Here is a 24,243-nt window from a genome sequence, read left to right on the forward strand (position 1 = left end):
CGGAAGGGTGGTTTGCGGGATGTTCCCACTCGGGGTGGATGTCGGTCGTTCCACAGTGGCCGCCGGCGTCTGGCGGGACGGCCGGGCCGAGCTGGCCCTGCGGACCGACCGCAGAGGCATCCGCGACGTCGCGTTGTCCCTGCTCGGCAGCGACACGCCCACCCTGATCGACGGCGCCCCGCACCACCCCGCCGACCTCGTCGCCGACCTCCTGCGCGGCGTGCTCGACGCGGCGCCGCCGCCGGCGCGGACCGCCCTGACCCACCCGGACGACTGGGCCGGCCACCGCCGCGATGCTCTGCGGGACGCCGCCGGCCGCGCCGGCATCGCGGACGTCCTCCTGGTTCCGGCCGCGTGCGCGTCGGCGTTGCACCTCGCCGGGCCGCTTCCACCGGGCGAACTCGCCGTCGTCTGCCACGTCGGGGGCAGCACCGCCACAGCGGCGGTCGTCCGGGGGACGGGCGGAATTCCCGAGCCGGCCGGGCCGCCGACGGGTATCGCCGCCGGCGGCCGGGACCTCGACCATGCACTGCATTTGTACGTCGAGACCGTCGCGGGCGCCGACGGGTCGCCGTCGCCCGGCCCGGAGACGCGCGCGGCGCGGCTGGCCCTGCGGCGGCTGGTGACGGCCGCCCGGGAGGAGCTGACGTCCGGCGCTCGCGGCGTGGTGCTTCCGGTCCGGCTGCCCGGGATCAGCCGCGACGTCGAGGTCACTCCGGCCGACCTGGCCGCGGCGGCCCGGCCGTTGCTCGACGCGCTGACCGAGGCGCTGGCCGGTGTGCTCGACCCGGCCGGGACGGCACCCGTATTTCTGACCGGGGGCGCCTCGCGGCTGCCGGCCCTGGCCGAGACCCTCGCCGCCGCGCTCGGCCGCACCGTCGTCCCGTGCCCGGTGGAGGACACGCAGTCGGCCGCTCTGGGCGCCGCCCGGGCCGCCCACCTGGACTCCGCCGGATCCGGCCCCGGACCGGTCTGGACGATGCCACCACCGTTCGACCCTCCACCGGTGCTCCCGGATCCGGCAGTCGTCGATCGTGAGGCGAGCGGGTGGACCGCGGAGGCGGGTGGTGGGGTCGTCGTCGTACGGACTGACACGGACCCTGGGGGCACCCGCGGCCGATGGCCGGCTCTGGCCGTGGTCTGCGCGGTGATTGCCGTCCTCGCGGTGGTGCTCGCTGTCGCCCTGGGCCGGTGACAGCCTCGCTCAGCCTGAAGCCATCAGCAGTTCGCAGGTGCGGGCGGCGACGGCCGCGGCCCGGTTCGCGGCCGGCCCGGCCAGGACGTCATCGGCGATCCGCGACCAGTGGGCGTGCTCGACGACGGCGGCGTCCCGGACCGCCGTGTCGCTGCCGGCGCCGGGCCGCCCCAGGCGTACCGGCGCCGACGTTCCGTCCTGGCCGAGCAGCCGCCGGCACCGGGCCGGGTCGGGCAGCGCGGGTGGAAGCCCGGCCGCGAGCAGAGCCGCCTCGGCCAGCTCGTGCGCGTCGCACCGGATCCGCTCGGCCGCCCGGCGCAGCTCGGCCGAGCCCGGCCCGGGATCCCGCCAGGCCAGGTCGTCGACGGCGAGCAGCGCCTCCGACGCCCACGGCGCCCGGCCTTCCGCCGCGATGTCGCCGCAGGCCGCGGCGAGTTCGCGGATCCGCTCCGCGCCGGGCCGGTCCCGGTAGACCTGCCCGGCCCGTTCGAGCAGCAGCGTGACCGCTGTCCACCACTCCGGGCCGGCCACGCTCCCGGGTTCGGCCGGGGCGGGCGCGGTCGCGGCGGGAGTCCAGTTCCCCCGGTTCTCGCCGTCGCCGTAGGCCAGGGCGGCCGCCTGCGCCGCGGCCCGATGGCGCAGGAACCGCGCGACCGGTTCGGCCCGGGCCGAGCGCCACCGGCTGAGGTCGGCGCCGCCACCGGACGCCTCGAAGGCGGCCCGGGCGGCGGCCGCCGGCTCGGGGAACCCGGCCTCGCCGATCGGCCACAGCCCTCGCCCGTACGGGCCTTCGAAGCGGCTGTCCCCGCCCGACTCGGCCAGGGCGACCGCGGTCATCGTCGCGGCCGCGTCCGGGGTGAAGCCGGCCTGCCGGGCCAGCGCGTAGATCTGTTCGGCGGCGAACTGGGCCATGTGGTCAGCCTATGCAAATCGGCTCTTTGGGATTAATCCGGCACGACTCGCGCGCCGAACCAATCACCGGACCGGTGCGGGGACGTATGCATGGCCGGTGGACGACGTACCGGCGTGGCAGGTGCTGGCTGACACCCTGCTTCAGCGCGAGGCGCTGGTCGGCCGGGTCGGCGAAGGCCGGCCGCCACGCGACTTCGCCGGCCTCTACGTGGGTCAGGAGGACCTCGAACGGGTGCTCGCCGGCCTGCCGGGACTCGACGGCCCTGGTCCCGCCGCCACCGACTCGATCCGGGAACATCTGACGCCGGAGGTGACCCGGGCCCGCAAGATCTTCGCCGAGTCCCTCGACGCCGGGCGGGACCCGTTCGCGGTTACCGCCGCCCGGGCGCGGCTGACGCCGGCCGAGGCCGAGACGCTGGCCCTGCTGTGCGCGGTGGACCTGTCCCCGGCCCGGATGCGGCTGGTCGCGTACGTACAGGACGACGTGCGGCTGCGCCGCCTGACGCTGGCCACCCTGGCCCGGATGACCGGTGACCCGCGGCCGGTGGCGCCGGGCGGGCCGCTGCACACCACCGGGCTCGTCGACACGCCGCTCGACGCGCCCTGGGCGCTGCGGACGCCTGTTCCCGCCGACCGGCTGCTCTGGGCCCTGCAGGGCGCCGACGATCCGGACCGGGGCCTGCCGGAGGGGGCCCGGCTGGTCGGGCGCAGCACCGCGCCACGGCCGGCGCCACCGGCGGGACTGCTCGCGGCCGGCCCGGACGCGGCCACCCGGCTGCGAGCGATCACCGAGCACTGCCCGGGCCGGGGATTGCTGGTGACCCCCGCGCCCGCGACCGAAGCCGGCTGGCGGGCCGTCGTCCGGGAGGCCACCGTCGGCGGCCGGGTCGTGGTGCTGGAGCTGGACCGGGAACCGGACCGGCGCGCCCGGGACGAGATCCTCCGCGCCGGTCACCTCGTCTGGGTGCTGGCCTCCGCCGCGGAACTGCCACTGGACGCGCTGCCCCGGCTCGGCTGGGAAGAACTGCCCGTGACCGACCCGGTCGCCGGCCCACCGGACTGGGCCGCCCTGCTCGGCGCCGCCCCGGTCACCCGCCTGACCCGGGACCAGCTGGAACTGGTCGCGACCGCGGCCCGAGGCGTCCCTGAGCGGATTCCGCAGGCCGTGCGGCGGCTGGCCGGCGGGCACCTCGACCAGCTCGCCACCCGGGTCCGCCCACGTCGCCGCTGGTCCGATCTGGTTCTGCCGGAACGACAGGCCGCGCGGCTGCGGGAGGTGGTCACCCGCCACCGGCAGCGGCACATCGTCTACGACGGCTGGGGCTTCGCGCCGCTGCCGTCGACCGGAGTCGTGGCGCTCTTCTCCGGCCCGTCCGGGACCGGCAAGACGCTCGCCGCCGAGGTGGTCGCCGCCGCGCTGGGCCTCGACCTCTACCGGGTCAGCCTGTCCTCGGTGGTCAGCAAGTACATCGGCGAGACCGAACGCAACCTGGAGCGGGTCTTCGAGGCGGCCGCCGCGGGCGACCTGGTGCTCTTCTTCGATGAGGCGGACGCGCTGTTCGGCCGTCGCTCGGAGGTCACCGACGCCCGCGACCGGTACGCCAACATCGAGGTCGCCTACCTGCTCCAGCGCCTCGAACACCAGGACGGCATCGTGGTGCTCGCGACCAACCTGCGCCGCAACATCGACGAGGCGTTCCTGCGCCGCGTGTCCGTCCACATCGACTTCGAGGCGCCCGACGAGACGGCCCGGGACCGGATCTGGCGCCTGGCCTTCCCGGTGGACGCGCCGATCGCTGACCTCGACCTGGGATTCCTGGCCCGGCAGTTCCGCGTCACCGGAGGCACCATTCGCAACGCCGCGCTCGGCGCCGCCTTCGACGCGGCCGAACACGGGTCACCGATCACCATGGAGCGAGTCGTGCTCGCGTTGCGGCGGGAGTTCGACAAGCTCGGCCGGCTGTGCACGGAGGCGGACTTCGGACGGTACTTCACCCTCATCGACGCGACCTGAAGGCCGGAGAACATGCTGGATCTGCTGGACCAGGCGGTGGAGGACTTTCTCCGCGGTGCCGTGCCGCTCGGCTCGGACGTCGCCGTCGCCTTCAACGCGCCGGACCGGGAGTGGGCGGCCCAGCTGTCCGGTCGGCCGACGGTCAACCTCTACCTGTGGGATGTCCGCCGCAACCTCGACGAGCACGAGGCCGGCGAGACGCTGACCACTGGGCCGGACGGGCGCCGGCTCCGCCGGGGCGCGCTGCCCCGTGTCGACTGCCGTTACCTGGTCACCGCCTTCACCAGCGACGTACGCGACGAACACGGACTGCTCGGCCGGGTGCTGACGGCGCTGCTGCGGGAGAACGAGATCGGCGCCGACCTGCTGCCGGAGCCGCTCGCCCGGGTGAGCCCGGTGCCCTCGGTGCGCATCGCCGCGGGTGATGGCCGCGACAACTCGGATTTCTGGTCCGCGCTCGGCGGGCAGCTCAAGGCCGGGCTGGATCTGCTCGTGACCGCCACCGTGGACGCCACGCCGGCGCCGCGGCCGACCGGGCCGGACGTGCGGAAAAGCATGCTGCATGTGTACGACAAAGACCGTCCCGAACGGGGGAAACAACGAGTCGCTCCTGGGCTCGGACCGGACACAACGGAATAATCAGGTTTCGGTGGACGTATCCGTCTTTCCACTCCGGAGCACCGCGACGATGGGATCGAGCATGCGTTCGCCGGCCCTCCGCGCGGCCCGTTCCGGCGACCCGTGCGACGATCACGCCCCGCGACCGGCGACCTCCTTCCGCGCGCCGGAGGGCGCCGGTAACGCGGCCACCGGCCGGCTCCTCGGCGAGGTGGAGAGCCGGGTCGGGGCGCGAGCCGGCAGCGGTCGGGCGCTCGACGACGGCGTCCGGGCCGAAGCGGAGACCGTCTTCGGGGCGCCACTGGGCAACGTCCGCGTGCATGACGACGCCGAAGCCGCCGCCGTGGCCACCCTTCTCAGCGCCCGCGCCTTCACCGTCGGGTCCGACGTCTTCTTCGGCGCCGGCGAATACCGGCCGTCCACACCGGACGGCTTCGAACTGCTGATCCACGAGCTGACCCACACCCGGCAGGGCCCGTCGGCTCCGGCCGCCGCACCCGGCGCCGCCGGCGGTCTGACGGTCAGCCGTCCCGGCGACCCCGAGGAGCTCGCCGCGGCCCGGATCGCGGCGGCGGCCCGAGCCACCCGTCAGGACTCCGGCCCCCTCCCGGCCGTACGTGGCCCCGCCGAGCCCGGCCCACCGGCGAGCCCGGGACCGGCCGTGAACCTGGTCCGCCGCGAGAGCACCGGAGACGACGGCCTCAGCTCGCTCATCCCCGACATCGTCCTCGACGGCGTACGCGGCGCGGTCGCCGCACTGCCCGGCTACACCATGCTCACCCAGGTCATCGGCACCGACCCGATCACCGGCCGGCCGGTCCCGGCCGCGCCCGCGCAACTCGTCGAGTCGGTGCTCACCGCGGCTGGTCCCTTCGGCGCCGCCACCAGCCGGGTGCTGGCCGCCGCCGACGTCGTCGACGACGCCCTCGCCGCCGTCGGTGTCAAACTCGCCGCGCACCGGGTGACCCTGGCCCGCATCGGCGACGAGATCGGCCGCGCCTGGGACGAACTGTCGATCACCGCCGGGGTGGACGGCAACGCCGCCATGCTCGCCCGGCACGTCGACGGCATCCTCGCCGACGCCCGCGCCGCGGTGGCCGAGCTCATCGACGACGTGCTCGCCCTGGTCCGGAACGCGGTGGCCGGCCTGGTCGAACCGCTGCTGCGCCGGCCCGAGGTGCGGCCGGTCTGGGACCTGGCCACTCAGCTCTTCCGGCACGACCCGTTGCGCGGCACCGAGGTCCGGGTGCCGACCGTCGAGATCCTCGCCGGCTTCCTCACCCTGATCGGCCGGGAACAGACCCTCGCCCAGCTCCGCGAACGCGGCACCCTGCAGGCCGCCGCCGACTGGCTGGACACCCGGCTCGACACGTTCGGCGCGCTCAAGGACGACACGGTACGGCTGTTCACCGACGCCTGGGCGGCCCTGCGCCCCGAGAACCTGCCGCACCTGCTCGACACCCTCCCGGGACTGGCCGACCGCGCGATCACATTGCTCCGGCGGATCCTGGCCTTCGGCGGTGAGCTGCTCGGCAAGGCGCTGTCGCTGGTCAAGGAGTCACTGCTCGGGGCGCTCGCCGAACGAGCCGGCCGGATCCCCGGCTACCCGCTGCTCACCATGCTGCTCGAACGCGATCCGTTCACGGGCGCCCGGGTCACGCGTACCCGGGAAGCCGTGATCCTGGGTTTTCTGAGTCTGCTGCCCGGAGCCGGCGGCGCCGGGGAACGACTGGCCGAGGCGGGCGTCCTCACCGAGGCGGCGGCCCGGATCGAGGCCGAGGTGACCCGGTGCGGCATCAGCATCGACATGATCACCGGCCTGTTCCGGGGCGTCTGGGACACGCTGACGCTGGAGGACCTGCTCGACCCGGTGGCCGCGTTCGAACGGGTCCTGGCCCGTTTCGGCGAACCGCTCGGCCGGCTGATCGAGTTCGCCACCGTGGTCGTCGAGGTACTCGTCACCACGGCGCTGAAACTCATGAACTTCCCGTCGGAACTGCTCGGGGCGATCGTCGCCGACGTCACCGGGGCACTCGCCGACATCCGCCGCGATCCGGTCGGCTTCCTGCTGAACGTGATGCGGGCGCTGCGACTCGGCTTCACCGCCTTCCTCGACGGCATCGGTGGCCACCTGCTGCGCGGCCTGGGCGCCTGGCTGCTGCGCGGGCTCGGCCACCTCGGCATCGCCGTCCCCGAGGGTCCGCTCACCACCGGCGCGGTGCTGGAAATGGCGATGCGGGTGCTGGGTATCACCGCCGACGCGCTCTGGGAGAAGCTCTCGGCCCGGCTCGGCCCCGAACGCACCACCGCGCTCCGTACCGGTGTGGAAAGGCTCGGCGAAGCCTGGCAGTTCGTCACCGACCTGCGGGAACAGGGACTCAGCGGCATCCTCGCCCACCTCGCCGGCCAGGTCGGTTCGCTCTGGGACACCCTGATCGGCCTGGCCACCGACTGGATCATGACCCAGGTGGTCCAGCGCGCCACCACGAAACTGCTGTCCATGCTGGACCCGACCGGCGTCATGGCCGTCGTCAACGGCTGCGTCGCCTTCTTCAACGCGGTCCAGTCGGCCGTCGAGTATCTGCGCGACATCCTCCAGATCGTCGAGGGCTACACACGTACGCTGGCCCAGGTCGCGCGGGGCGACCTGACCACCGGCGCCGAACGGGTGACCAGGGGTCTGGCCGACGCGGTGCCCGTCGCGATCGGCTTCCTGGCGGCGCAGGTCGGCCTGGGCAACGTCCCGGAAAAGCTGGTCGAGCTGATCGAACGCCTCCGAGCCCTGATCGTCCGCGCCATCGACTGGCTCTTCGACCAGGCCTTCCGCCTCGGCGCCCGTGCCCTGTCCGCCCTCAAGGGCGATGCGGACGCCGACGACACCGAACCTGGGCAATCGGAACTCAGCTCCGACGAGGTCGCTGTTCCGCTGCCTCTCGAAGGGGAGACCCATCGACTCTACGGCCGTTTCGTCGACGGACAGCTGCATCTGGAAATGGCCTCCGTCCGAGGCCGGGTTCTGGAGAAGCTCGACATCGCCCTGGAACACCCGTCGGTGCTCGGCGACAAGTCCGCCGAAGGTAAAGCAATGGTGACGCGTCTCCGAGACCTCCGGCGTCGCATAGCGAAGCAGGAGGAGAAGGCCTGGACGGCGAGGTTCCAGACCAGTGAGGAGCGCGAGCAGATCCTCTACGGGCTGCGGCAGGAGCTCGACCAGACCGCGGCGATGCTCCAAGGCGTCGGAGCCGCGCTGAACATCGTCGAGCTCCAGGAAGACCCGGACGTTCGCGGCGGCGAGGTGCTGAGCGAGTTCGACATCCGTCGCCGCTACTACGGCGCGGTCCGCGACAGCGATCGGCTTCGCGGTGAGTTCTACCTGAAGATGCGAGATGCCCGCGGCCGATACCCGGAACTGGAAGCGAAGGATCCGCTGCTCTACCGGCATTCGATGTCCTATGTGTGCCCCGGCTGGAACTACCGGACTCCACACATCTGCGCGGGTGAGGACGTCAAGGTCGATGGAGTGCTCGTGCGGGTCAAGGTCCCGGTGCAGATCGAGCACCGCAAGGAAGTCATCGAGCATTGGAACCACGGCGATCAGGAAGCGCCGTGGAAGTTGCCCGGGCGCGGAACCACTCAATCCGAGCGGGATGCCTGGAACAACTGGGAGCTGAACCTCACCGGCATGTGCGGCCCGTGCAACCGGGAGAAGGAAGAAGTGCGCCAGAACACCGGGGACCGGCAGATGACGCGTGCGGTCCTCGCCGGCTTCAAAGGGAAATCGGGAGGGTAAGAGATGGCGGTAGGGGGTGCTCCCGGCGTTTATGTCGAGGAGCAGGTCAGCGGGTCGATGCCGCTGCAAGGGGTGGGGACCGCGGTGGCCGCGTTCGTGGGGCTGACCGCGAAGTACGACCCGGCGCAGGGCGACGAGGCGGATCCGGAGGGGATCAAGCCGCAGCTGGTCACCAGCTGGCCGCAGTACGAGCGGACGTTCGGCGGATTCGCGACCGGGATCATGATGCCGCACGCGGTGCACGGGTTCTTCGCCAACGGTGGGTCCGCCTGTTACGTGGTGCGGATTCCCGCGCGGGCGGTGTTGCCGGGGCGGGCGCCGCTGCCGGCGGTCGGGCGCGAGGATGCCGAATCTCTGCTGGTGGAGACCCGTGAGGGCGGGGCGCCGGTGGAGGTGACGGTGACCCACGAGGCGCCGCCGGCCGAGGGCGAGGCGCCGCAGGAGTTCAGCCTGACCGTACGCCGGAACGGCTGCCCGCCGGAGACGTACTCGCGCCTCACTCTCGGGGCCGGCAAAGGTCCCTCGGCGGCGGTGCGGACCATCAACGAACGGTCGGCCCTGATCCGGGTCGAGGCTCGGGCGGCCGGAGGGCTGTCGCCGGCCGAGCGCATTCCGGCCGTCGGCGTCTACCGGATCGAGTCCTCGCCCGCCGCGGCCGTGGCGACCACCGGCGACCTGGCCGGCTCGGAGGCGGAGCGCACCGGCTACGAGGGTCTGGCCATCGCCGAGGACGTGTCCATCGTCGCGATCCCGGACCTGGTGACCGTGACCCGGCGACCCGACGGCGGCCTGGACCTCGACGCCTACCTGGAGGCGCAGACGCGGCTGCTGGACTGGTGCGAGCAACGCCGCACCGCGATGGCCATTCTCGACCTGCCGCCCGGCCTCAACGCCCAGCAGGCGATCGAGTGGCGGGGCCGGCTGACCAAGGACACCGCGTTCGGCGCCGCCTACTACCCGCACCTGATGGTGGCCGATCCGCATGCTCGGTCCGGCGCCACCGCCGGCGAAAAGTACATCCGGGTGCCGCCGAGCGGCCACGTGGCCGGGGTGTGGGCTCGCACCGACGGCGCCCGCGGGGTCTGGAAGGCGCCCGCGAACGAGGCGCTGCGCGGCGTGGCCCGGCTCGAGACCGAGGTGACGGTGGGCGAGCAGGACCTGCTGAACCCGAAGCAGGTCAACTGTCTGCGCTCGTTCGGGGCGAACGGCCTGCGGATCTGGGGCGCCCGCACGCTCGCCTCGCAGGATCAGGCGTGGCGCTACATCAACGTGCGGCGGCTGTTCATCTTCGTGGAGGAGACGATCCGTCGCGGTACGCAGTGGGTGGTCTTCGAGCCGAACGACGAGGCCCTGTGGGGCCGGGTGACCCGGACCATCGGCGCGTTCCTGCATCAGCTGTGGATGCGTGGCGCCCTGGTCGGGGCGTCGCCCGAACAGGCGTTCTTCGTCACCTGCGACGAGACCAACAACCCGCCGAGCTCGATCGACGACGGTCTGCTCGTCGTCGACGTCGGGCTCGCACCGGTGCGACCCGCCGAGTACGTCATCTTCCGGATCAGCCAGTGGCAGGGCGGCGCCGCAACCGCCGACTAACGAAGAGGAGCAGTTCCGTGTCGGATCTGATCACCACCCAGACCTTCGTCCTGGAGATCGACAGCGTCGAGGTGGGCAGCTTCCGCAAGGTCTCCGGGATCGAGTCGGAGACCGAGACGATCGAGTACAAGGAGGTGAACAAGGACGGCAAAATGATCATCAGGAAGCAGCCGGGCGCCATGAAGTGGGCCGACATCAACCTGGAACGCCGGATCGACGTCTCCCAGGTGCTCTGGAACTGGCGCAAGGAGATCATCCAGGGTGACGTCGACGCCGGCCGGCGCAACGGCGCCATCTCGGCCAAGGACTCGAAGGGCGCCGTGGTCGCCCGCTGGGAGTTCGTCGCCGGCTGGCCGTCCAAGTGGACCGGCGCGGACTTCGACGCCGGGGCGAACGACATCGCCACCGAGAAGGTCGTCATCACGCATGAGGGGCTGGTCCGGGTCAAGTGAGCCTGCACACCGAGTTCCCGTTCACGCTGCCGAAAGGCTTCGTGGACGAAGAGGGGACCCTGCATCGTACGGGCGTCATGCGGCTCGCCACCGCGCGCGACGAGATCGAGCCGCTCCGCGATCCCCGGGTACGGGAGAACGAGTCGTACGCCACGGTCATCGTGCTCGCCCGGGTCGTCACCGAGCTGGGGACGCTGTCCCGGATCAACACCGGCGTCGTCGAGCGGCTGTTCGCCAGCGACTTCGGCTACCTCCAGGACTTCTACCGGATCATCAACTTCGGGGACCCGTCGGTGCTCGACGACCTGGAGCCCGGCGTCCCTTTACCCCGGGCCTCGGTGGAGGTGGGTTAGGCCGCTACGCCGAGGACGAGTTGTGGCAGGAGGTCGCCTACCTCGCGTACCACCTGCACTGGGGTTTCGACGCACTGCTCGACCTCGAACACGGCGACCGCCTGCGCCTGGTCCGCCGGGTGGCCGACCTGAACGAACGATCCTGGGAGGGCATCCTTGCTGTCCGGTAACGACCGCACGCCGGACCCGCCGTGGACCGGGCGGTTCGTCCTGACCGTGGACGGGCTCCAGATCGGCACGTTCACCGAGGTCGGCGGCCTGAGCGTGACGATCGAGGTGGAGGAGGTCGCGGAGGGCGGGCAGAACCAGCACACCCACAAGCTGCCCGGCCGCATGAAGTGGCCGAACCTGGTGTTCAAGCGCGGGCTGACCGACTCGGGGACCCTGTTCGACTGGTTCTCGGCGTGTTCGGGGGAGGGGTTCGGGCGCGGCAACAACCGGCTTCCGGTACGCAACGGCGAGGTGTCCATCCGCGACGGCCGCGGGCGTGCGGTGCAGACCTGGCGGTTCGCCGACGCGTACCCGGTGCGCTGGACCGGGCCGCGGCTGGCCGCGACGTCCCGCGACCTGGCCGTCGAGGAGCTGGAGGTGTGCCACAGTGGTTTCACCATGGCGGCCGGTCGCTGACCGGCCGCTGGCCCGGCGTCTGCCCTCGCTCACGCACTCGTCCGCCCGGGCCGGCAGTGCGCCGGTACGGCCACCGCTGCTGGCGGTCCATCTGTTCCTCCTGCGCCGGGTTTCCCGCCCGGCGCCACGCCGGACCGGAGTCCTCCGCCGGGACCATTCGCACGTCGCCGGTCCCGTGCGGGCGGGGATTCCGCGCCCGCGCCTGCCGGTCCCGTCGTCGGTGAACGGCCGCCGCGAAACCGGAAGCGCCGCCCTCGGAGCCGGACCGGGCCTGGTGAGTGCCCGGCGTGATCCGGGACCGGTGGCTGGAGCCGGCCTGATCGCTGAGCTCAGAGTCGTCGGGGGCTTCGGCCTGCCGCCGGCGCCGGACGCCGGCCCGCATTTGACCGAGACCACAGATCCTTTGGGTACGCGCGGAAGCTTCCACCACTCGCCATGGGCTCACCGGGCCGCCCGCGAACCACGCTCCAGCACCGGAAGCGAGGCGAACCGCACGCCACTTCACCGCAGGGTGGCCCGGGCGGCCGCACTGATGCGGACGCCACTGCCCCGAGCGGTAACAACCAGGACAGCCCGGATCGGCGAGCACGGGGAGGTCGCCGGGCCCCGCGGCCGAAGCGCGACCCGGGAGGTGGGGCCCGGCTCCCGGACCGCCGAGGCGAGATGGCGCGAAGCGGTGGCGGGACTGCCGCTGGAGGCGCCCCGGGCCTTCCCGGCGCGGCTGATGCCGATCGTCCGGTCGCTGACCGGCGGCAGTTCGGCCACCTACACGACCGGGCGGGCCACGCGGAGGGCTCTGCGGGCGGCGCGGGCGCACGGCGCGACGACGGGCACCACCGTGCACCTGCCCGGCGAACCCGGCTCGACCGAGCCGGCGCTGCTGGCCCACGAGCTGGTCCACGCGCGCAACCCGATACGCAGGCCACGTTTCTCCCTGCACGCCCCGCACAGCGCCGCCGACGCCGACGAACGGACGGCCCGGGCGACCGAAGCAGCCGTCCGGGCGGCCGGCTTTGGCTCCGGGCTCCCGGCCGGCTTTGGCTCCGGGCTCCCGGCCGGCTTTGGCTCCGGGCTCCCGGCCGGCTTTGGCTCCGGGCCTCCGGCCGGCTTTGGCTCCGGGCTCCCGGCCGGCTTTGGCTCCGCGCTCCCGGCCGGCTTTGGCTCCGGGCTCCCGGCCGGCTTTGGCTCCGGGCCTCCGGCCGGCATTGGCTCCGGGCTCCCGGCCGGCTTTGGCTCCGCGCCTCCGGCCGGCTTTGTCTCCGCCCTTCCGGTCGGGGGTGCCGGAGCAGGCGCACCGGCGCTGGTGGAGACGGCGGTGCGCGCGGCCCGCGAGGCGGCAATCGAGATCGCACGCGAGGAGGTGCGCGCCGCGACAACTTCGTCCGGTGCCGCCGGTCCCCGTGCAGTGGCCCGCGGCGGGCCCGGCACCGAGGCGCATCCGGTCACCGCGACCAGCCCGACGTCGGACAGCGCACAACGCGGCAGCGACGCGCCGGGCGGCAGCGTGGGGATGTCGGGCGGCGGCGCGGGGGCGTCGGGCGGGAGCGCGGGAACGTCGGGCGGCAGCGTGGGGGCGCCGGGGCGGCAACTCACCGTGGAGCAGATCGTCCGGGCCGTCGAGGAACGGCTGCTCGAACAGTGGGAGCGCCGCGGAGGTCGTCCGTCGCCGTTCTGACCGGAAGATCGTTATCCGCAGCAGAGGCGCGCGGACCCGACCGACGGGAGGACACGATGGAGCAGCCGGCCAAGGCGTACCTCGAGGTGGAACGCACCGGCGAGAAGATCGAATGCCTGTTCAACCCGGCCGAGCTGACCATCGCCAAGTCCGTCTCCTGGCAGGCCGGGGACGCGAAGGGGGTCGACGCTCCGGAACTGCGATTCCAGGCTGGACAGTCGGCCACCATCTCGCTCAACCTCGTCTTCGACACGACGCGGACCGGTCAGGACGTCTCGGCGTACACCTCGAAGCTCTTGAATCTCTTGCGGGTCGACCCCGAACTGCCCTCGAACGATCCGGCCCGCGCCTCCGGCCGGCCGCCGTGGGTGAAGTTCCACTGGGGTGAGCTGCACAGCTTCCGTGCGGTGGTGGACCGGCTGCAGATCCGTTTCACCTATTTCTCCTCCAGCGGGCGGCCGTTGCGGGCCAAGGCCGACCTGACCCTGCGGCAGCTGCAGGACGAGAAGCTGCTTCCGCTTCAGAATCCGACCTCGTTCACACCGTCGCCGCACGCGGTGCACATCGTGCGCCCGGGGGAGACCCTCGACCGGATCGCCGCCGCACGCTACGGCGACGCCACCCAGTGGCGGCTCATCGCCGAGGCCAACCGGGTGCTGGACCCGCTCGACCTGCCCGCCGGCACGGCCCTGCTGGTCCCCGAGAGGCCGGTGCGCGGTGGCCGCTGACCGGGCCCTGGACACCGTCGTCGTCACGGTCGACGGTGCGCCACTGCCGGCCGCGCTCTACCCGAAGCTGACCCGGGTCCGCGTGCGGGAATCGATCCATCTGCCCGATCAGTTCACGATGCGATTCGAGGACGCCCACTTCCGGCTCTTCGACCAGGACCGCTTCCGGCCCGGCACGGCAATCGAGATCGCGTTCCGCGCCGACGGCGATCCGGTGCTGGTGACCGCCGGCGAGGTCACGACGGTCGAGGTGGCGCCCGGTGTCTCCGGCCGGCACGAGCTGGTCGTCACCGGCCTCGACCTCGCGCACCGGCTGGCCCGCGGCCCGCGGACCCGAAGCTTCACCGGCATGTCAGACAGCGACATCGCCGCCCGGATCGCCGCCGAACACGGGCTCGACGCGGACGTGGACCGCTCCGGCCACCCCCGGGAGCACGTGCTGCAGGTCGCCCAGACCGACCTGGCCTTCCTGCGTGGCCTGGCCGCCCGGACCGGCTTCGACGTCTGGGTCACCGGCCGGGAGCTGCACTTCAAACGACGCCCCTCGAGCCGGGTCACGCCGCCGCCGCTGCGCTGGGGCGAGAACCTGCTGGAGTTCAGCGTGCGGCTCGCCTCCGCGTCACACTGCGACGAGGCGGAGGTGATCGCCTGGGATCCGGTGGAGAAGCGCACGGTGACCGGCCGGGCCACCGAACCGGAGTACGGCACCGACGCCCCCGCCGCCGCGCAGTCGGCCGAGGCGGCCCGGCGGGCGTTCGGCCGGATCACCCAGCGGGCCGGGCACCTGGGCGCCACCGGCCTGGAGGAAACCGAGGCGTACGCCCGCTCCCTGCTGTCCCGGGCCAGCGGGGCCGAGGTGGTGCTGCGCGGAGTCGCGGCGGGCAATCCGCTGATCGCGGCCGGCGCGGAGGTGCGGCTGCAACGGGTCGGCGAACGGCTGGCCGGCGCGTACCGGGTGACCGCGACCGAGCACGACTTCGGCACCGACGGACCGTACGTGACCCGGTTCGTCTGCGGGGCGCGCGACTCCGGGGAGCTGGCCGACCTGGTCGGCCCGGGCGCCGGCGACGGCCGGCGGTCGCTGGCGGTCGCGGTGGTGACGTCGAACGCCGACCCGGAACGACTGGGCCGGGTCCGGGTCCGGTTCCCCACCCTGTCCGAACAGGACGAGAGCACCTGGGCCCGAGTCGTGACACCGGGCGGCGGCCCGGGCCGCGGGGTCCAGTGGCTTCCCGAGGTCAACGACGAGGTGCTGGTCGGCTTCGAGGCGGGGGACCGGGGCCGGCCGTACGTGCTCGGTGGCCTGTTCAACCGCCGGGACCCGCCACCCCGGCCGGACGCGGCCCGCGACGGCGGCACGACCCACCGGGTGCTGGCCAGCCGCACCGGTCATCGGCTGACCTTCGCCGACGACGACCCGGGCTCGGTCGAGCTGGCCCTGGCCGGCGGCGAGTCCGCGCTGCGGCTGGCCGGGGCCGACTCGGCGCTCGCCGGCAAGGAGACGCTCCGGGTCACCGGCCGGACGGTCGAGATCTCCGCCACCGACCGGCTCGTGCTCCGCGCGCCGACGGTGGAGATCACCGCGGACGCCGAACTGCGGGCGGCCGGCCGCCCGATCCGGCTCAACTGACGACCCCGTCGCGCCCGACGGCCCGACACCCGCGAAGGAGGGAACCATGCCGTACGCGGCCAGAGAGGGCGACCCGGTCACCGGGACGGACACCCATCTGGTGCTGGTGCCGGGACCCGGCGGCGCGCCGACGCCGGTGCCGCAGCCGTTGCCCTTCAACGGAACGCTCGACTCGGGCCTGTCCCCGGACGTGCTCATCGACGGCCGCCGCGCCGCGGTCACCGGAAGCGGTGCCGTCAACCGGCCCGGGCATCTGCCGGCCCCGCCCGGCACCGGTTTCACCACCCCGCCCACCGACCGCGGCACCGTGCTCAGCGGCTCGGCGACCGTGCTGGTCAACGGTTCGGGGCTGGCGCGGCTGGGCGACCCGGTCGCCACCTGCTGCGACGTGCCCGGGCCGCCCGCCACGATCACCGGCGGCTCTCCCGGCGTGGTGGCCGGATGAGTGACCTGATCGGCGCCGGGTGGACGTTCCCGGCCCGCGTCTCTCCGGCCGGCCGGCTGCGGCTGGCCCACGGCGTGGAGGAGCTCGACGGCGCGGTCCGGATGATCCTCGGCACCGCGCCGGGCGAGCGGGTGATGCGCCCCGAGTTCGGCTGCGCGCTCTGGGATCAGGTGTTCGCCCCGGTCAACGCGGCCACGCTGGGGCTGATCGCGCAGGCGGCGCGCGAGGCGCTGACCCGCTGGGAGCCGCGCATCGCCGTCGACGACGTCACCGCCGAGGCGGACGGCGAGTCCACCGTACGGGTCTCCGTCGCCTACACGGTGCGGGCGACCAACGACCACCGCAATCTGGTCTATCCGTTCTACGTGATCCCTGGTGAGGAGCCGACCGCGTGAGCCTGCCCGCACCCGAGCTGGACGACCGGAAGTTCCAGGACATCGTCGATGAGGCCAAGCGCCGGGTCACCGCCCTGTGCCCGGAGTGGACCGATCACAACGTCTCCGATCCCGGCGTCGCGCTGATCGAGCTGTTCGCCTGGATGACCGAGTTGATGATCTATCGGCTCAACCAGGTTCCGGACCGGCTCTACGTCAAGTTCCTGGAGCTCGTCGGCATCACCTTGCAGTCGGCCGGTCCGGCCCGCACCGGCCTGCTGTTCCGCCTGGACGGCCCGGCCCGGGACACGGTCGTCGTACCGCGTGGCACCAGGGTCGGCACCGAGCTCGACGAGGACGGCGACCAGATCGTCTTCATGACCGACGCCGATCTGCGCGTGGCCGTACCCGAACTGGTCGCGTGTCGCACCCACGGCGTCGGCCAGGACAACGACCATACGGGCGAGCTGCGGGCCGGCGACGCCCGGATCCTCGTCTTCCCGGGCGTCGCCCGGGACGACGCGCTCTGTCTGGGGCTGCGCGCGGACCATGGCGGGAACCTGCTTCGGGTCGATCTCACCGTCTCCGGCGCGCACGGCGCCGGCATCGACCCGGATCATCCCCCGATCGCCTGGCAGAGCTGGACCGGCCGGGACTGGCAGGACGTCCGGTTGCTGGCCGACACCACGGGCGGGCTCAACCGGTCGGGCCGGGTCGAGATGCTGCTCGCCCCCGGGCACCCGGAGCTCAGCCTCGGCGGTGTCGCCGCACACTGGCTGCGGTGCGTGCTGCGTCCCGTCGAGGGGCACGCCGGTTACCGCTCGTCGCCGATGGTGCAGACGCTCACCGTCGCGGGCCACGGCGGGCTGGTCATGGCCCATCACGCGGAGACCGCTCCGGGCGAGGTCCTCGGGGTCAGCAACGGCCGGCCCGGGCAGAGCTTCTTCGTACGCCGCGCCCCGGCCCTGACCCGCACCGACGACGAGACGGTGCTGGTCGTCCCGGACAACGGCGCCGGCGAGCCGCAGAAGTGGACCGAGGTCGCCACGTTCGCCGGCGCGGGGCCGCAGGACCGGTACGTCACCTGGTGCGGCGCCACCGGCGAGATCCGCTTCGGACCGGGGGTCACCGACGACCGGGGCCGCGTCCGGCTCTACGGCGCCACGCCCCCGGAGAACGCGCAGATCCGGGTCACCGGCTACCGGTACGGGGGCGGCCGGCGCGGCAACGTCGGCCCGGACACCCTGACCGTGCCGTTGTCGGCCGTTCCCCAGCTGCGCTCGGTGACCAATCCCGAGGCCGCCACCGGGGGCCTGGACGCGGAGACCCTGGACAACGCCCGCACCCGTGGCCCGCTGGCGTTGCGCAGCGCCGATCGGGCGGTCACGGCCGCTGACTTCCAGCGTTTCACCACCGAGATCGCCGGGGTCGCCCGCGCTCGCTGTCTGCCGCCCGAATCGCCCGGCGAGCCGGTACGGCTGCTGGTGGTGCCGGCGGCCACCCGCCCGGCCGGGCCGCTCAGCCTGGACGACCTGAGCCTGCCCGAGGATCTCGGCGCGGAGATCCGTAGCCGGCTGGACGACCGGCGGCTGCTGTCGGTCCGGGTCCGGGTCGGCGTACCGCGGTATCAGGGGGTCCGGGTCCGTGCCGTGGTCCGCGCGGTCGCCTCCGCGCCGGCCGAGGTCGTCGGCTCCGCCGCGGCGAAGGCTCTCTACCGTTTCCTGGACCCGGTGGGAGGCGGCCCGGGCGGGGGCGGGTGGCCGTTCGATCGCCCGCTCGGGATCGGCGACGTCTACACCGTGCTGGGCGCGGTCCCCGGGGTGGCCGCGGTCAGCTCGGTCGAGCTCGTCCGCACCGACCTCTGGGGCGAGCACGACGACCTGCCCGGGGGGCAGGAGATCACGCTCCCGCCCGCCGCGCTGTTCCTCTCCGACCGGCACGACGTCGAGGTGGCCCGGTGACCTGGCTGCTCGCCCAGCTTCCGCAGGTGATGGCCCGGGACCGGGTGCTGGCCGCCTTCGTCACCGGTTGCCAGCAGATCACCGACTCCGTCCGGGCCCAGATCGACGACCTGGAACACGAGATCGACGTGGACCTGGCCTCGCCGGAGATGCTCGCGTACCTGAGCTCCTGGCTCGCGGTCGAGGTGCGCCCGGCCGCGACCGTGGCCGAACTGACCGCGCAGCGCCGGCTGCTCCGCGCGGTGGGGCGCGTCCTGCTGTCGCGTGGCACCGCCACCGGTCTGGAGGGGCTGCTGGCCGGGTTGACCGGCGCTCAGGTCACGGTCCACGACTCGGGCGGGGTCAGTCTGCCGGGCGAACCGGATCCCCCCGGCGGCGACGTTCAGATCGAACTGACCAGCCTCGGCCTGAACGACGCCGAGCAGGTACACGCGATGATCCGGGAAGAACTGCCGGTCGGCGTCGGGTACCGGCTCACCGTCGCCGGCCGGGAGGCGTGATGGAGCCACGCCTGCCCCGCGGCCCGTTTCCGGGCTCCGGCCAGGACGCGCCGGGCCGCCGCCGGGAGCAGCCGCCGGAGAAGACCGTTCCCGGTCCCCGCTGCGCCGAGTGTGCCCGCGGCAATCCAGCCGCCCGGGTCCGGTGCGAGGTGTGCGGCGCGGAGCTCTGGCCGTCCGCCGCCTCCCGTGGCATCGCGCCGCCGGCCACGCCCGAGCTGGATCTGCCCGTCCCCGCCGGCCGGCGACCCCTGATCCTGCTCCTGCTGGCACCGCTGGCGATGGCCGCCGCCGTCTTCCTGACGGTCTGGCTGCTCGGCTGACCGGGCCGAGCCGTTGGTCAGGCGATCAAGCGGTCGGCGGTGAGCTTGCGGGACGTGCCGGCGAGCAGGGTGCGCAGCCGGGCCGCGGGCAGCGGGGCGCCCGGGTCGGCCGCGGGCATCTGCGGAGTGGTGCCGGAGCGCACGGCCTCGGCCAGCTGGGCCCAGGCGGTCCTGAGGGCGTCGGGGTCGGCGCAGTACGGCACGGTGTAGGCGTCCGTCTCGGGTTCGAAGCGCCAGCTTTCGGCCAGGGGGCCGGCGTCGACGGTGTCGAAGCCGAGCCGGCTGATCAGCTCGGCCGCACTGGCCTTGGCCCGCGGGTCGTCACCGGCGATGGGTAGCGCGCTGCGGTCGGCCGCGCCGGGCGGGCGCGCCAGCACGGGGATGTGGTGGTCGCTGATGTTGTTGAAGGCCTTGACCAGCTTGGCCTCGGCCAGGTGCTGCTGGACGAGTTCGCTGGTGGTGATCTCACCCGCGTCGAGGGCGGGCCGGTGGCCGTCGCGTGTCGCGTAGTAGTTGCTGGTGTCGAGCACGACTCGGCCGGCCAGCGCGGTTGCGGGGAGCTGCTGGTACGCGCCGAGCGGGATGCTGACCACGACCAAGTCGCCGGCTCGGGCGGCTCCCTCGGGAGTCGCGGCACGGGCCCGTGCGCCGAGCTGGGCCACCGTCGCGGTGAGGGTTTCCGGGCCGCGGGAGTTGGCCAGGACGACGTCGATTCCCGCCGCGATGGCCTGCCGGGCGAGGGTGGTGCCGATGGCGCCGGCGCCGATGATGCCGAGTGTTGCCATGGAGGGCAATCCTTTCAATCGGAGCAGTTGCTCCGATTCAAGCTAACACCAAGCGGAGCACTTGCTCCTGTTGCCCGGATCACAAACGGAGCAGATGCTCCGGGCTGGGAACCATGTCGTACGCTGGACGCCGTGACGCTCGCCGACCACGCCGTTCCAGCGCCCCGGCCCGTGCGCCGAGCCGACGCCGAGCGCAACCGTGCCGCGATCATCAAGGCGGCCGGTGAGGTCTTCGCCGAGTGCGGCGGCGGCGTGGACGTCCGCGAGATCGCCCGGCGCAGCGGTGTCGGCATGGGCACGCTCTACCGCCACTTCCCGGCCAAGGACGAGTTGCTCGCCACCGTCCTGGGGCAACAGTTCGACGCGTGGCTCACCGACGCCCACCAGCGGGCCATGGCCACCGAGGACCCCTGGCAGGCGCTTGCCGGCTTCTTCGAGCAGTTGCTCACCACCCAGGCCGGCAACCGCGCCGTCGTCGAGAGCTACGCCGCCACCGGTGGCCCCAGCGAGTCCTGCGTCCAGCGCTGCTATTCCTGCATCGACGAGCTACGCACCCGCTGCGTGGACGCCGGCGTGCTGCGCCCCGGCGTCACCACCGACGACCTGTTCCTGCTCAGCGGTGCCCTGAGTCAGGCCGTCCTGACCACCGCCGAGAGCAACCCGGGTCAGTGGCGCCGCCTGCTGCGCATCTCCCTCGACGGCCTCAGCAGCCGCAACACCGAACCCTTGCCCGAGCGCGACGCGGACGCTTGATGCCGGCCGTGAGGATCTGCTCCACACCGAGGTCCGCTGTGCCGGGCGGCCGGCCCTGGACACTCCGGCCAACCGAGGTGGTCAGGCGTCCGTCCAAGAGCCGTAGATGACGGGCTGCGCGGGGTTGACGCGTTCGGCGACCGCCCGGCCGAGTCGTTGGATGACGGCCACGTCGGTGGGCTCCAGCGCGTCGACGAAATAGTCACGGACCGCGGCGACGTGGTCGGGCGCGGCCGCGACCACCTTGGCGTAGCCGGCGTCGGTCAGCGTCGCGTTGGTCCGCCGGCCCGAACCGGGCACCCGCGACCGACGCAGCAGACCCTGCTTCTCGAGCCGGGTCACGACGTGCGACAGGCGAGATAGCGATGAGGACACCCCGGCCGCGATCATGTTCATCCGCAATGTCCGGTCGGCGCGTTCGGACAGCACGGACAGCACCATGTACTCGACGAGCGTCAGTTGCGCGGTCCGCTGCAGCCGGGAGTCCAGGGCCGCCGGCAAGCTGATCATGATCGAGGCGGTGGCGAGCCAGGCTTTACGCTCCTCGTCGCTGAGCCACCGGGGCTCCGGGGCGGCGGTCGTGGACTCCTCCGGTTCCTGTGCCATGCGACGAGCTTACTTGTTGTAACGTCAACTTCGTGGCCGGGCCGGCGTGGGTGACGTCGGCGGCGGGCCGGTTCAGCGGCCGCCGTGGTGGATCCGGTAATGCTGGGCCAGCAGATCACGTCCGTAGTCGTTGCCGTTGGGCGAGCGCACGATCGTGTGGACGTGGAAGCGAGCCGGTTCCGTGTTCGTGAGGAAGACACCGGGATGGTTGTCGTACTCGACAAGCAGCACGGGGGAGTGGATGCGGTAATAGAACGGAGCGTCGTCGTCGGAGCCGCCGCGCCACGCGAACCGGGTCTCGCCGAAGTGATCGCGGACCAGGGCCAGGGTGTTCTCGGCCTGGGCCGGCGGGAGGCGGTCGAGGTAGACCCGGATCAGCTCCACCAGCCCGTCACGTTGGTCGGCCGGCAGGCTGTCGGCGACGATGCCCTCGGGCGCCAGGACGAGATTGTCGCCGCCCGCGCCGGCCAGGTGCCGTCCGTTCCAGGGGCCCGCCAGTTCGGGCGGAAGGTCCTCGGCGCGCAGTGACGGGCCCATCAGGAACTCGCTTTCCCGGTCGGCGTCGAGGGTGCGGCGGAACGACAGCGCGACGTCGGTCTCCCGGTCGAGGGCGCTCAGACCGGTGAACCGGCCGGTGCCGGTCGTCGGCTCGGCGCCGAGGAACACCGGGGCGAGCACCACCTGGCCGCCGACGAAGACACAGTGCAGGTCGACGTGGTGGCCCATCAGCTGCCACCCCCACGGCGAGTCGCCCGAAGGCGTGCCGAACACGGTGAACCAGTACGCGAACTCGGTCAGGGTGTCGCGGTAGTCGTCGATGAGCTCGCCCAAATTTTGGTTGAGCGCCATGACCGCCCGTACCTCGCCGTATCCGCCCTTGCTGAGGCTCGCCTCGACGACCGCGAGGGCGCGCTCACGGTCCCGGTCGGGCAGCCGGTCCAGGCGCATGCCCTTCGGGTGCCAGGTCGGTATCGCGTTGGTCCACAGCCGCCACTCGGCCGCGTCCATAGGCAGGGCGCCGACCGCTCGCTGGTGCGGTGGCAGCCCGTCGAGGTAGGCCCGGGCCGCCGTGGACGCCACCGCCGTGGACGAACCCGGACCGTCGAGGCGGTAGAGGCCGGTCCGGGGCGTGCCGTCGTCGGTGATACCGACGTAGGGCTCGCGGTAGCGGCGTTCACCGGCGGTCAGCTCGAAGGCCGCCTCGGGCGGGAGCAGGTCGGCGAAGAGGTGGGCGTCGACGATCGGAAGAGCGCCGCGCCCGGTCGGCAGTGGAAAGGCGGCCGGGGTCCGGTGGTGAGACATCGAGCTGGTCCCTTCAGTTCGCGGTTTTCCAGCCGTACGCGGCGAGGGTGTCGGCCAGGCCGTCGAGCAGGCTGGGCAGGTCCTCGACGGTCGCGCCCGAGCCGAAGACGTAGTTGTCCGGTCGCAGGATCAGCACCTTGCGCCCGGTCCGGCGGAACCACAGGTCGAAGTCGCCGTCGATGTCCTGGTAGTAGCCGGGACCCGGGCCCCGGGACACGTGGAAGACCGCCATCCCGAGTCCTTCGGCGACCGCACGCCCTCGCTCGCCGAAGAGCTCCGCCGGCACGGGGTGGCGAGAAACGATCTTCCAGCCCGGGGTGCCGAACTCGTCGAATCGGCCGAGGCGGCCGTCGAAGGCCACACGGGCCTGGAGAGCCAGGCGTCCGTCCACCGGGGACCCGTCGCCGGGGCCGGCGGCCGTGACGATGCCGGGTCCGAGGCGCGGGAACTCGGGCTGAGGCGGGACGCTGCCCGAGCGAAGTGCTTCGTCGCGCTGCCGGGCCAGCTCCGGATCCCGGAGGCTGACCATTTCACCCAGCGCCATCGACGCCCGGGTCAGTTCCTCGACGTGCGGGGCCCGCTCGGACTCGTAGGTGTCGAGCAGGCTGTCGTCGGCGTCGCCGGCCAGCACCGCCGCGATCTTCCACGCGAGGTTGAGCGCGTCGCGGTAGCCCGAGCACACGCCCTGACCCATGAACGGCGGCATGGTGTGCGCGGCGTCCCCGGCCAGCAGCACGCGACCGTCTCGCCACCGTTCGGCCAGCAGGCTCTCGAACGAGTAGACGGCCCGCCGTTCGATGGTGCCGTCGCGAGGCGTCAGGCCCCACCGGGCCAGTTGTCCCCAGCTGAACTCGTCGCTCAGCAGATGATCGCGGGACTCCTGCTCGCGGGAGGCGAACTCGAAGCGGGCGGTGGCGGGACCGGACCACCGGCCGGCGAGAACGGGGCGCTCGGGATCGAGCACCTGGAACACCTCCGGAAGCTCCGGCAGGTCAACGTCCGGGTCGTTCAGGCGTACGTCGAGGACCAGCTCCTGCAGCGCGCGGAAACCGAGGTCGCGGCGGCCGATGCCCAACGCCGAACGGACGAAACTGTTGGCACCGTCCGCGCCGACGACATACGACGCTCGGATCGTGGCGCGCGCACCGTCGCGGCGTACGACCAGATCCACGCCGTCGGTGTCGGGGCGGAGCTCTTCCGCGGTCGTGTCCATGTGGACCCGTACGCCCAGATCCCGTACGCGCCGGTCGATGATCTCCTCGATTTGCGGCTGGTAGGAGAGGTAGCTGGCCTTCCAGCCGGCACCGTCCTGGCCCAGCGTGAGGGTCGTCAACAGCTCCATGTCGGCGTCCATCAGGCTCCACTCCAGCAAGGGGCGAGCAACCAGCTCGACCTCGCCGGCGATGCCCAGCGTCTGGAACGCGCGCATCGTCTCGCCGTCGAAGTGTCCTGCCCGGGACAGCGGATATCTGCGCGGGAACCGTTCCACGACGGCGACATCGAGGCCGTGTTGCGCGAGCAGGCCGGCGGTGACCATCCCGACCGGGCCGTAGCCCACCACAACCACGTCGTGACGGTCGATATCAGCGGAGGATGAGGACATGTCTGCT

The 24,243-nt window shown here is 72.9% G+C and carries 22 protein-coding genes and 1 pseudogene; 18 read left to right on the plus strand and 5 right to left on the minus strand.

The genetic code is table 11. From position 1 onward, the window contains the following. Positions 1-19 precede the first annotated feature (19 nt). Entirely contained in the window at positions 20-1,195 is a 1,176-nt protein-coding gene (locus tag ACGFIO_RS34620) for an Hsp70 family protein (RefSeq protein WP_392833051.1), read from the plus strand. A 9-nt stretch (positions 1,196-1,204) separates the two neighbouring features. On the opposite strand, the gene ACGFIO_RS34625 is transcribed toward ACGFIO_RS34620, so the two are convergent. Then, entirely contained in the window at positions 1,205-2,107 is a 903-nt protein-coding gene (locus ACGFIO_RS34625) for a hypothetical protein (protein ID WP_392833053.1), read from the minus strand. Positions 2,108-2,204: 97 nt separating this feature from the next. On the opposite strand from ACGFIO_RS34625, the gene ACGFIO_RS34630 reads away from it, so the two are divergent. The 16 genes and pseudogenes from ACGFIO_RS34630 (at position 2,205) to ACGFIO_RS34705 (ending at position 19,187) form a co-directional block, all read left to right on the plus strand. Next, positions 2,205-4,121, plus strand: coding sequence for an AAA family ATPase (locus tag ACGFIO_RS34630; protein ID WP_392833056.1), 1,917 nt, complete (start codon positions 2,205-2,207; stop codon positions 4,119-4,121). A 12-nt stretch (positions 4,122-4,133) separates the two neighbouring features. Then, positions 4,134-4,760: a DUF4255 domain-containing protein gene (locus ACGFIO_RS34635; RefSeq protein ID WP_392833058.1), complete on the plus strand. Its 627-nt coding sequence runs from the start codon at positions 4,134-4,136 to the stop codon at positions 4,758-4,760. A 61-nt stretch (positions 4,761-4,821) separates the two neighbouring features. Beyond that, the gene (locus ACGFIO_RS34640; RefSeq protein ID WP_392833060.1) at positions 4,822-8,529 is read left to right on the plus strand and encodes a DUF4157 domain-containing protein; all 3,708 of its coding nucleotides are present in this window, start codon (positions 4,822-4,824) and stop codon (positions 8,527-8,529) included. 3 nt (positions 8,530-8,532) lie between these two features. Continuing rightward, entirely contained in the window at positions 8,533-10,122 is a 1,590-nt protein-coding gene (locus ACGFIO_RS34645) for a phage tail sheath family protein (RefSeq protein ID WP_392833061.1), read from the plus strand. Positions 10,123-10,139: 17 nt separating this feature from the next. After that, on the plus strand, positions 10,140-10,574 hold the full coding sequence (locus ACGFIO_RS34650; protein ID WP_392833063.1) for a phage tail protein: 435 nt from the start codon (positions 10,140-10,142) through the stop codon (positions 10,572-10,574). Next, on the plus strand, positions 10,571-10,927 hold the full coding sequence (locus ACGFIO_RS34655; protein ID WP_392833064.1) for a hypothetical protein: 357 nt from the start codon (positions 10,571-10,573) through the stop codon (positions 10,925-10,927). Before ACGFIO_RS34650 ends, ACGFIO_RS34655 begins: the two co-directional genes overlap by 4 nt. Positions 10,928-10,944: 17 nt before the next feature. Then, positions 10,945-11,097 (plus strand): annotated as a pseudogene (locus ACGFIO_RS34660) (DUF6760 family protein); the annotation flags it as partial. Then, positions 11,084-11,554, plus strand: a complete 471-nt coding sequence (locus ACGFIO_RS34665) for a phage tail protein (protein ID WP_392833066.1) — start codon at positions 11,084-11,086, stop codon at positions 11,552-11,554. The pseudogene ACGFIO_RS34660 and the gene ACGFIO_RS34665, both read left to right, overlap by 14 nt. 676 nt (positions 11,555-12,230) lie before the next feature. Beyond that, positions 12,231-13,229 carry a DUF4157 domain-containing protein gene (locus ACGFIO_RS34670; protein WP_392833067.1) on the plus strand — a complete coding sequence of 333 codons (999 nt, stop codon included), beginning with the start codon at positions 12,231-12,233 and terminating at the stop codon, positions 13,227-13,229. A 56-nt stretch (positions 13,230-13,285) separates the two neighbouring features. Continuing rightward, on the plus strand, positions 13,286-13,957 hold the full coding sequence (locus tag ACGFIO_RS34675) for a LysM peptidoglycan-binding domain-containing protein (protein ID WP_392833070.1): 672 nt from the start codon (positions 13,286-13,288) through the stop codon (positions 13,955-13,957). After that, positions 13,947-15,587 (plus strand): VgrG-related protein, encoded by a 1,641-nt coding sequence (locus tag ACGFIO_RS34680; RefSeq protein ID WP_392833073.1) that lies wholly within the window; start codon positions 13,947-13,949, stop codon positions 15,585-15,587. Before ACGFIO_RS34675 ends, ACGFIO_RS34680 begins: the two co-directional genes overlap by 11 nt. 46 nt (positions 15,588-15,633) lie before the next feature. After that, the gene (locus ACGFIO_RS34685; RefSeq protein ID WP_392833074.1) at positions 15,634-16,032 is read left to right on the plus strand and encodes a PAAR domain-containing protein; all 399 of its coding nucleotides are present in this window, start codon (positions 15,634-15,636) and stop codon (positions 16,030-16,032) included. After that, positions 16,029-16,427 (plus strand): GPW/gp25 family protein, encoded by a 399-nt coding sequence (locus ACGFIO_RS34690; RefSeq protein ID WP_392833077.1) that lies wholly within the window; start codon positions 16,029-16,031, stop codon positions 16,425-16,427. Before ACGFIO_RS34685 ends, ACGFIO_RS34690 begins: the two co-directional genes overlap by 4 nt. Continuing rightward, positions 16,424-18,367 carry a putative baseplate assembly protein gene (locus ACGFIO_RS34695; protein ID WP_392833079.1) on the plus strand — a complete coding sequence of 648 codons (1,944 nt, stop codon included), beginning with the start codon at positions 16,424-16,426 and terminating at the stop codon, positions 18,365-18,367. The genes ACGFIO_RS34690 and ACGFIO_RS34695 overlap by 4 nt, the downstream gene beginning before the upstream one ends. Next, positions 18,364-18,867 carry a hypothetical protein gene (locus ACGFIO_RS34700; RefSeq protein WP_392833081.1) on the plus strand — a complete coding sequence of 168 codons (504 nt, stop codon included), beginning with the start codon at positions 18,364-18,366 and terminating at the stop codon, positions 18,865-18,867. Before ACGFIO_RS34695 ends, ACGFIO_RS34700 begins: the two co-directional genes overlap by 4 nt. Beyond that, complete coding sequence (locus tag ACGFIO_RS34705) at positions 18,867-19,187, plus strand: hypothetical protein (protein WP_392833083.1); 321 nt, start codon at positions 18,867-18,869, stop codon at positions 19,185-19,187. Before ACGFIO_RS34700 ends, ACGFIO_RS34705 begins: the two co-directional genes overlap by 1 nt. Before the next feature lie 17 nt (positions 19,188-19,204). On the opposite strand, the gene ACGFIO_RS34710 is transcribed toward ACGFIO_RS34705, so the two are convergent. Further along, positions 19,205-19,972 (minus strand): NADPH-dependent F420 reductase, encoded by a 768-nt coding sequence (locus tag ACGFIO_RS34710; protein ID WP_392833086.1) that lies wholly within the window; start codon positions 19,970-19,972, stop codon positions 19,205-19,207. Between the two features lie 132 nt (positions 19,973-20,104). Here ACGFIO_RS34710 and ACGFIO_RS34715 point away from each other — a divergent pair, with 132 nt between their 5' ends. Continuing rightward, entirely contained in the window at positions 20,105-20,725 is a 621-nt protein-coding gene (locus ACGFIO_RS34715; RefSeq protein WP_392833087.1) for a TetR/AcrR family transcriptional regulator, read from the plus strand. A gap of 81 nt (positions 20,726-20,806) precedes the next feature. Here ACGFIO_RS34715 and ACGFIO_RS34720 read toward each other — a convergent pair whose 3' ends face one another. The 3 genes from ACGFIO_RS34720 to ACGFIO_RS34730 all read right to left on the minus strand — a co-directional run bounded on the left by ACGFIO_RS34720 (position 20,807) and on the right by ACGFIO_RS34730 (position 24,236). Continuing rightward, positions 20,807-21,331: a MarR family winged helix-turn-helix transcriptional regulator gene (locus ACGFIO_RS34720; RefSeq protein WP_392833089.1), complete on the minus strand. Its 525-nt coding sequence runs from the start codon at positions 21,329-21,331 to the stop codon at positions 20,807-20,809. A 72-nt stretch (positions 21,332-21,403) separates the two neighbouring features. Further along, a complete protein-coding gene (locus ACGFIO_RS34725) occupies positions 21,404-22,633 on the minus strand; it encodes a DUF3500 domain-containing protein (RefSeq protein WP_392833091.1) in 1,230 nt (409 codons plus the stop codon). Positions 22,634-22,646: 13 nt separating this feature from the next. Then, complete coding sequence (locus tag ACGFIO_RS34730; RefSeq protein ID WP_392833093.1) at positions 22,647-24,236, minus strand: bifunctional 3-(3-hydroxy-phenyl)propionate/3-hydroxycinnamic acid hydroxylase; 1,590 nt, start codon at positions 24,234-24,236, stop codon at positions 22,647-22,649. Positions 24,237-24,243 lie beyond the last annotated feature (7 nt).

The sequence above is a fragment of the Actinoplanes sp. NPDC049265 genome (assembly GCF_043197135.1).
Taxonomy (GTDB): Bacteria; Actinomycetota; Actinomycetes; order Mycobacteriales; family Micromonosporaceae; genus Actinoplanes.

Excerpts from the sequence above, each read along its gene's own strand:
- ACGFIO_RS34710 (WP_392833086.1), bottom strand. The coding sequence starts at position 19,972 with ATGGCAACACTCGGCATCATCGGCGCCGGCGCCATCGGCACCACCCTC.
- ACGFIO_RS34730 (WP_392833093.1), bottom strand. The coding sequence starts at position 24,236 with ATGTCCTCATCCTCCGCTGATATCGACCGTCACGACGTGGTTGTGGTG.
- ACGFIO_RS34635 (WP_392833058.1), top strand. The coding sequence starts at position 4,134 with ATGCTGGATCTGCTGGACCAGGCGGTGGAGGACTTTCTCCGCGGTGCC.
- ACGFIO_RS34685 (WP_392833074.1), top strand. The coding sequence starts at position 15,634 with ATGCCGTACGCGGCCAGAGAGGGCGACCCGGTCACCGGGACGGACACC.
- ACGFIO_RS34645 (WP_392833061.1), top strand. The coding sequence starts at position 8,533 with ATGGCGGTAGGGGGTGCTCCCGGCGTTTATGTCGAGGAGCAGGTCAGC.
- ACGFIO_RS34725 (WP_392833091.1), bottom strand. The coding sequence starts at position 22,633 with ATGTCTCACCACCGGACCCCGGCCGCCTTTCCACTGCCGACCGGGCGC.
- ACGFIO_RS34705 (WP_392833083.1), top strand. The coding sequence starts at position 18,867 with ATGGAGCCACGCCTGCCCCGCGGCCCGTTTCCGGGCTCCGGCCAGGAC.
- ACGFIO_RS34690 (WP_392833077.1), top strand. The coding sequence starts at position 16,029 with ATGAGTGACCTGATCGGCGCCGGGTGGACGTTCCCGGCCCGCGTCTCT.
- ACGFIO_RS34675 (WP_392833070.1), top strand. The coding sequence starts at position 13,286 with ATGGAGCAGCCGGCCAAGGCGTACCTCGAGGTGGAACGCACCGGCGAG.
- ACGFIO_RS34625 (WP_392833053.1), bottom strand. The coding sequence starts at position 2,107 with ATGGCCCAGTTCGCCGCCGAACAGATCTACGCGCTGGCCCGGCAGGCC.
- ACGFIO_RS34620 (WP_392833051.1), top strand. The coding sequence starts at position 20 with ATGTTCCCACTCGGGGTGGATGTCGGTCGTTCCACAGTGGCCGCCGGC.
- ACGFIO_RS34720 (WP_392833089.1), bottom strand. The coding sequence starts at position 21,331 with ATGGCACAGGAACCGGAGGAGTCCACGACCGCCGCCCCGGAGCCCCGG.
- ACGFIO_RS34640 (WP_392833060.1), top strand. The coding sequence starts at position 4,822 with ATGCGTTCGCCGGCCCTCCGCGCGGCCCGTTCCGGCGACCCGTGCGAC.